This window comes from Streptomyces sp. NPDC001157, assembly GCF_053598255.1.
The window spans coordinates 111,177-117,530 of sequence record NZ_JBSFJW010000031.1; the positions used below are offsets into that span (position 1 = coordinate 111,177).

Annotated in this window: 4 protein-coding genes; 2 read left to right on the forward strand and 2 right to left on the reverse strand. The window is 68.0% G+C overall.

The window, feature by feature from the left end; all coding sequences use genetic code 11:
• Positions 1-20: 20 nt before the first annotated feature.
• Entirely contained in the window at positions 21-1,208 is a 1,188-nt protein-coding gene (locus ACWDAG_RS37080; RefSeq protein WP_450699952.1) for an ROK family protein, read from the reverse strand.
• A gap of 202 nt (positions 1,209-1,410) precedes the next feature.
• Here ACWDAG_RS37080 and ACWDAG_RS37085 point away from each other — a divergent pair, with 202 nt between their 5' ends.
• Positions 1,411-1,968 carry a CGNR zinc finger domain-containing protein gene (locus ACWDAG_RS37085; RefSeq protein ID WP_450699953.1) on the forward strand — a complete coding sequence of 186 codons (558 nt, stop codon included), beginning with the start codon at positions 1,411-1,413 and terminating at the stop codon, positions 1,966-1,968.
• Between the two features lie 291 nt (positions 1,969-2,259).
• On the opposite strand, the gene ACWDAG_RS37090 is transcribed toward ACWDAG_RS37085, so the two are convergent.
• Complete coding sequence (locus tag ACWDAG_RS37090) at positions 2,260-5,010, reverse strand: tetratricopeptide repeat protein (protein ID WP_450699954.1); 2,751 nt, start codon at positions 5,008-5,010, stop codon at positions 2,260-2,262.
• Positions 5,011-5,068: 58 nt separating this feature from the next.
• On the opposite strand from ACWDAG_RS37090, the gene ACWDAG_RS37095 reads away from it, so the two are divergent.
• Complete coding sequence (locus ACWDAG_RS37095; protein WP_450699955.1) at positions 5,069-5,671, forward strand: hypothetical protein; 603 nt, start codon at positions 5,069-5,071, stop codon at positions 5,669-5,671.
• The last annotated feature ends 683 nt before the right edge of the window (positions 5,672-6,354 follow it).

Sequence of the window (6,354 nt, forward strand, 5' to 3'; positions counted from 1 at the left end):
CGGGCTGCGGCCCAGCAGCGTCATGGCTGCTCCTCGTACGTGTCCGACCCCATGAAGGACTGGATCGCGGTGGCCGCGGCCCCGCGCGCCCACTCCTCGAAGGGCAGCGGACGTGTCATCACGTCACACTGCGAGGCGGTACCGAAGGCGGAGGCGGCGAAGGCGTCCCGGATGCCTTCGGCGAAGAGGTCGTATGCGGCCAGGCCCTCCCCGGAGATGACCACCCGCTCGGGGCCGAGGAGGTTCACCAGGGAGGCGATGGCCTTGCCGATGGCTTCGCCGGCCTCGGCATAGACCGCTCGGGCACCGAGGTCTCCGCCGTGGGCCAGGTCCAACGCCTCGGCCACATCGGTCAGTTGCCTGCCCGTGGCCGCGCTCACCGCGCGCAGGATCGCGGGGTCCGCCGCGATCGCCTCCACGCACCCGCGGTTGCCGCAATGGCAGAGCGGGCCCCTCGGGTCGAGGGACAGATGCCCGATCTCGCCGGCCACGCCGTGCGCGCCGGACACCACCCGGCCGTGCACCACCAGGCCACAGCCGATGCCGGCGCCCACGGTCACCAGGGCGAAGTCCGAGAGCCCGACTCCTGCCCCGAACCAGTGCTCGGCGACCGTGAGCGCCCGTACGTCGTTGTCGACCGTGACCGGCAGCCCCGTCGCGGTACCGGCGAGCTCGGCGAGCGGTACCTCGCGCCACTCCAGGAAGGGGGAGTAGCGGACCAGACCGTGCGCGCGGTCCACGTCCCCCGAGATCGCGATGCCCAGCCCCCGCACCTGCACACCGAATCCGACGGCTTCGGTGAGCAACTCCTGTACCAACGCGGTGATCGCGGGGAGCACGACCTGCGGCTCGCGGCCCGTGAGAGGTACGTGCCGGGACACCCGGATACGGCAACACAGGTCGGCCAGCACCGCGATGATTTCGTCGCCGGTCACCTTCACACCGATGAACAGCGCCCTTCCCGCGTCCACCGACACCAGGTTGGCGGGGCGCCCCACCGCGGGCCGCGCCTCTTCGTCGGCGCCCTCGACGAGATAGCCGAGCTCCATCAGCGGACGGACCGCCTTGGTGACCGCGGCCGGAGAGAGCTTGGTGCGCCGCCCCACCTCGGCCCGGGTGAGCGGGCCGTGGGAGAGCAGAGCGGTGAAGACCAGGGAGGCTGCCGGAGTCATGGTGGGGACCGACTCCCGGGCGAAGGTCGGGCGCATGGCCGGAAACTTAAGGTCGGATCTTTTCCGCTGTCAATAAAAAAACCATTCTGGTTCCGAGACTTGGTTGAGGCTGCGCTGAGCCAATGAAAGCCGGGTCTACGATGCCCCTCGCCGCGGTATCGAAGGCCTGGTTGGTCGGGTGCACTTCGCTGGTGAACAGGATCTTGCACATCCATATGTCACCCGTCAGTATGGTTACGTGAATCACGCTTTTCCCTGCGGAACGCTTCCTCTGGACTTCGTCGGCACGTTGCGCGCGCGGCGCAACGGCGAGCCGCTCGAGAAGCTCGCTTCCCCCGAGCTGCTCGACGACTGGTTCCTGGAGTCCGGGATGCTCGATCTGGCGCCCGGGGCGAGCGAGGCCGACCTCTCCATCGCCGTGGACCTGCGTGAGGCGATCTACGCCCTGGTGGCGGCCCGCATCGATCGGCGGCCCCTGCCCGCCGAAGCGGTCGCCGAGGTGAACCTGCAGGCCTCGGGTCTCCCCGTGACCGTACGGCTCGGTCCCGATGGTGCGACCCGTACCGGCACGGCGGTCCAGGGGCTCGCCGCCCTCGCCCGTGAAGCCGTCGAGATCATCGGCGGTGACGAGGCCGCACTGTTGCGCGAGTGTTCCCGTCCCGAGTGCACCCAGGTCTACCTCGACCGCTCGCGAGGCCACCGACGGGAGTGGTGCGCCATGCGAACCTGCGGCAACCGGGTCAAGGCCGCTGCATACCGGGCGCGCCAGCACAGCGCGAAGACGTTGGAGACATAGACGGAGCCGCGGAAGCCCTCCGGCCAGTCCTCGACCTCCCCTTCACGCACCGGAACACCGGGTCATGGATTGCGCGTCGAGTGTGCGTCCGGCCCTTGGCGGCAGCTCGGCGGTCACGGGGAGCGTGGCTCCTTACTTGCGCCAGGAGGTTGAGGCCTTCCCTGCTCCCTGGCCCGTGCTGCCCGCCGGGTAGTGTCCCGGCATGTTTGCGGTCAGCCGATGGCCCCTGCGCCCTGTCACCTGTGGCCAAGCCCACGGTGGACGTCAGTTGGCCATGCCATGACCGGCCGCTCAGAGAGCGGGCGCCTCCCAAGGGTCCATGATGGTCCCGTCCGGACTCCACCCGTACCGCCACAGTTTCGTCCTCTCGTCCTTGCGGGCCGTCTGTTCCAGGAGATTGCCGACCCGCCAGAGGGCATGGGTATCGCCGACCTCGGCGGAGAGCTGGTACCAGACAATCGCCTCGTCGACCCGTCCAGCCTTGAGGAGGATGGAGACGCCGGGGCGTACGGCTCGGATGTCTCCCGCTTCGATACGTTCCCACAGCCAGGTCAGTGCCTCGTCGGAGCGGCCCGTGTTCTCCAGGAGGGCAGCGGTGTGACGTAGGGCGTATATGTTGCCTGCCTCGGCGGCTTGCCTGTAGGCGGTTGCGGCCTCGGTCAGGCGTCCGTGTCGTTCCAGGATCTCCGCGGCATGCAACAGCACAGACCCGTCCTTGGCTCCGGGCCCGGCAAGCAGTAAGGACACAGCTTCGTCGTGCTGCCCGAGTTTCTCCAGCGCCTGCGCGGCCTGCCGCAGCACTCGGGCATCGTCCGTCAGGGAGAAACCACCCAGCCAGGTGAGAGCTTCGTCGCGGCAGCCCGTCGATTGCATGAGGTCGGCCGCTTGAGAGATGGCATGGACATCACCCTTCTGCACCGCACGCTGGTACCACGTGATGGCTTGGTCCGGCTGCCCGTCCCGCTGCAGGAGTTCGGCGATCGTCCGTCGCAGGGCTGCACTGTCGTGCACTTCGGCGAGACGCCGGTACCAGGAGACCGCTTCCGCGATCCGGCCCGCGGACTCCATGGCTTCGGCGGTCTCTCGTATCGCGTCCGAGTGGGCGGAGCGGGGTGCGGAGCGGTGGGTGTCTGTGTCCCGCTCGGATCGCGTCGACCGTGCCGTCCCGCCCGTCAACCTTTCCGCCAGCCGCAGAGCACCCGCTTGACCGGCCTGGGCGCGACTGCGCAGCCAGGCGATGGCCTCGTCACTTCGGCCCGCGTGCTCCATCAGATTGGCCGCTCGCCACAGGGCATTCACATCACCTGTCTCAGCCCGGGCCTGCAGCCGGGCGATGGCCTCATCGCTCCGCCCGGACTTCTCCAGCATTTCCTCCAGACGGAGCGCGGCGGGGGAATCTTCGTAGCCTGCGCGAATGCGCAGCCAGCTGATGGCTTCTTCTGTTCTCCCCGCCCTTTCCAGAAGATCGACGGCATGCCAGAGCGCATGATTGTCGCCGTTCTCGGCGGCTGTCTGGTAATAGTCGACGGCTTCCTCCTCTCGGCCCGCTCTTTCCAACGCTTCGGCCGCCTGCGGCAGCGCCTTGAGATCGCCGGCCTCCGCGCGGGCTCGCAGCCAATTGATCGCTTCCTCGCCCTGGCCGATCAATTCCATGAGCTCGGTCGCCTGGCGAAGGGCAGAGGATGTGCCTGCCTCAGCAGCACGCTGGTACCAGGAGATCGCCGCCTCGTACCTTTCGGCCTTTCGCAGCAAGCGCGCGCCCATGTGCAGGGCGGTGTTGTCACCGGCATGCACGGCGTTGGCGTAGAGGCGCATGGCGGTTTCGAGGAAGCCGCGAGTCTGGGCCGCCTGGGCGATTGTGGTGAGGTCGACGGGTCGGCCGTGCTCAATGAGGGCGTTCCACAGCGCGTTCGGCGCTCGGGTGGTCCGGCGGGTGCGGCGGCCATGCTGCTCCAGATAGTCCGCGAGCCGGTACGCGGGTTCCGCGGGGGACGGCTCGGTGGCGCGCAGGCGCACTCGAACGAGTGGGCCGGGCGTGCCGCCGCAGGGTGCAGTGCAGTACGCCAAGCTCTGCTCGAGCCAGTCCGAGGGAAGAAGGTCCCACTGCTGTTCGCTCAGATAGCCCTCGGCTGCCGCTGCCAGCAGTGAGTGCGGCAGGATGCGGCCGTGCCCGAGCCGACGGGCATCCATGGCTGACTCGATCAATGCTCGGGCACCGTCGGGAGCTGTCCAGTAGCGCCGTAGGAGAGCGGGACCGCCGGCAAGGTATTGGGTGATCTGGCCATGCTGTGCGTACTGGACGGCGGAGGCCAGCCGTGGATCGCTCTCTGAGGTCTCCCGCACGACGGCCAGCTCCCCGCCTGCGAAGGACGAAGGCACGGGCAGCTCGTTGCCCTCGCACAGCGCGCGGGCCTGTGCATGGGGGTCGGGCTCGCCCGGCGGCGGAGTCGTGGCGACCCTGGCCCAGTACTCCGGCCAGATCGTTCCCAGTACGAGTACTGGTGCGCGGCGCGGTTCGCGCAGCAGTTCGCGCAGGCCGGCAGCGATTCGTTCGCCGAGGTCGCTCGTGGAGGTCAGCAGGTAGTACTGGACCTCGTTGAGCCATATCACCGTGTACGGGCGAACCCATCTCAGGCCGGCCAGAGCTGCTTCGGGGCGGCTTGGATCGATTGGATGCCACAAGCGCCAGTTGCCCGGGAGGAGTTGGACCGCTTCCCAACACGCCCGGGTCTTTCCGGTGGAGGATCCACCGACGAGCATCGCAATACGACTTGTGCCGGCGTTTGCCTCGTCCACGATACGTCGCAGTTTCCGGTCGTGATCACGTGGCGCGTATGCCGTCAGTGCCGGCAAGGTGACGCGGAGGTGGGTCTGCGGGATGTCGATCGACCGGTGCACCTCCAGGGCGAACGGATCGGTGTACTCACGTATCGCTCGGCCCACACGCCTTTTCTCCCGCTCCTTGCGGCGCAGGTATGGCGCCTCCGGTAACTCCGATGAATTCCTGGACGCCATGCCATCCGGCGGATCCGGCTGAGCCACCAAACCGACCTCCTCGCGGAAAGACGCCCCGATCTAATCCCCAGATCTCATGGCGGCTATGCCGGTTGACGTCAAGGGTGTCGAGCACGATCCGAACGGGGACGTAAGAACCGTGGGGGACTGGATGACGGCTCTTGTGGCAGCCGCCGCTGCCCTGGCCGGCAGTGCGGTCACCGGGTACTTCGGAGTTCTCGCTGCTCGTCGGCAGGCTGACGCCGCCAGGGAGGCGGCGCAAAGGCAGGCGGACGCGGCCTGGAACGCGGCCTTGCGGCAGGCCGATGTCGCCTGGAACTCGGTGCTGAAGCAGGCCGAGGCTCAACTGGATGTGATGCGCGGGACCTTGCGCGCAGAAGCCGCCGCCGCGCAACGAGGGGTGCGCCGAAACGCCTACGTGGGCTTCCTCGGCCGGACCGATCAGGCTCGTCAGGCGGTCATGGCGTGGGCGGCGGCGCCCACCTCGACCGTCTTGCGGGAAGGCCGTGATTCCGCTCTCGTCGCAGTCGATGAAGCGCTGAACGTTCTGCGCCTGGAAGGGCCTGAGGAGGTCATTGCGGCAGCCGAGGCCATTGTCGTTGCGTTGCCCGATCCCAGCCAGGCGTATCAGGCCGCCCATACGAGGTTCCTCACTCATGCCCGGAATGCGTTGAGTTCCGAGCTGTAGAAGCGGCGGCTGCTTCCCGGCCCGTGTCCGGCTCGAAGTTTCCATCGAAGGGGAGATCGGTCGGTGGACCCGTTGTGGGAAGACGTCGACCTGGACGCGGGATATGTCCGCGTCCGCAAGAACTGGCTCCCATCCAGTACGTCCACGGTTGTGGAGATGGCCCGTGCGGCCGGAGGCCGGCTGCTGATACTGGGAGCAAGGGATACCTGATCGGTGTTCCCGAAACCGACATGGCTCCTGACAGAAGCGCACTGGTGCTGAGGCGCTCCCGGCAACAGGAGTGGCACTGGCGTGTTCGCCTCCACCGCGATGGGCGGAGGCGAGCGCGGTGATCGGTCGGCCGACCGCCGGGGCGCGGATCCGTGTCCGCCTCAGGGGCAGGACCGTCTGAGCCGATCACAGCCGGTCTCATCTCACATCGACCGAGAGTCCGGCCAGTGGGTGAGGTGGACGTTCTCCCCTGCGCGGAGGACGCGCAACGACCGGTGTTCGCGTACCGCCCGGCGGTAGCGCCCCCTCGGCCGATGCGCCCGGCAAGTGACTTCGCTGAGGAACTACAGCGTCCGGGTGCCTGGGAAAACGACCAATGTCACCAGCCGGGGTACCGGTTCCACCAGTGGGGATCCCACCCCCGGACATACTCGCTGCCGCTGGGTGAGTCTTCGAGTTCCATCAGCAGGTCG

Coding starts and splice junctions, on each gene's coding strand:
- ACWDAG_RS37080 (WP_450699952.1), bottom strand. CDS start 1,208: ATGCGCCCGACCTTCGCCCGGGAGTCGGTCCCCACCATGACTCCGGCA.
- ACWDAG_RS37095 (WP_450699955.1), top strand. CDS start 5,069: ATGCCGGTTGACGTCAAGGGTGTCGAGCACGATCCGAACGGGGACGTA.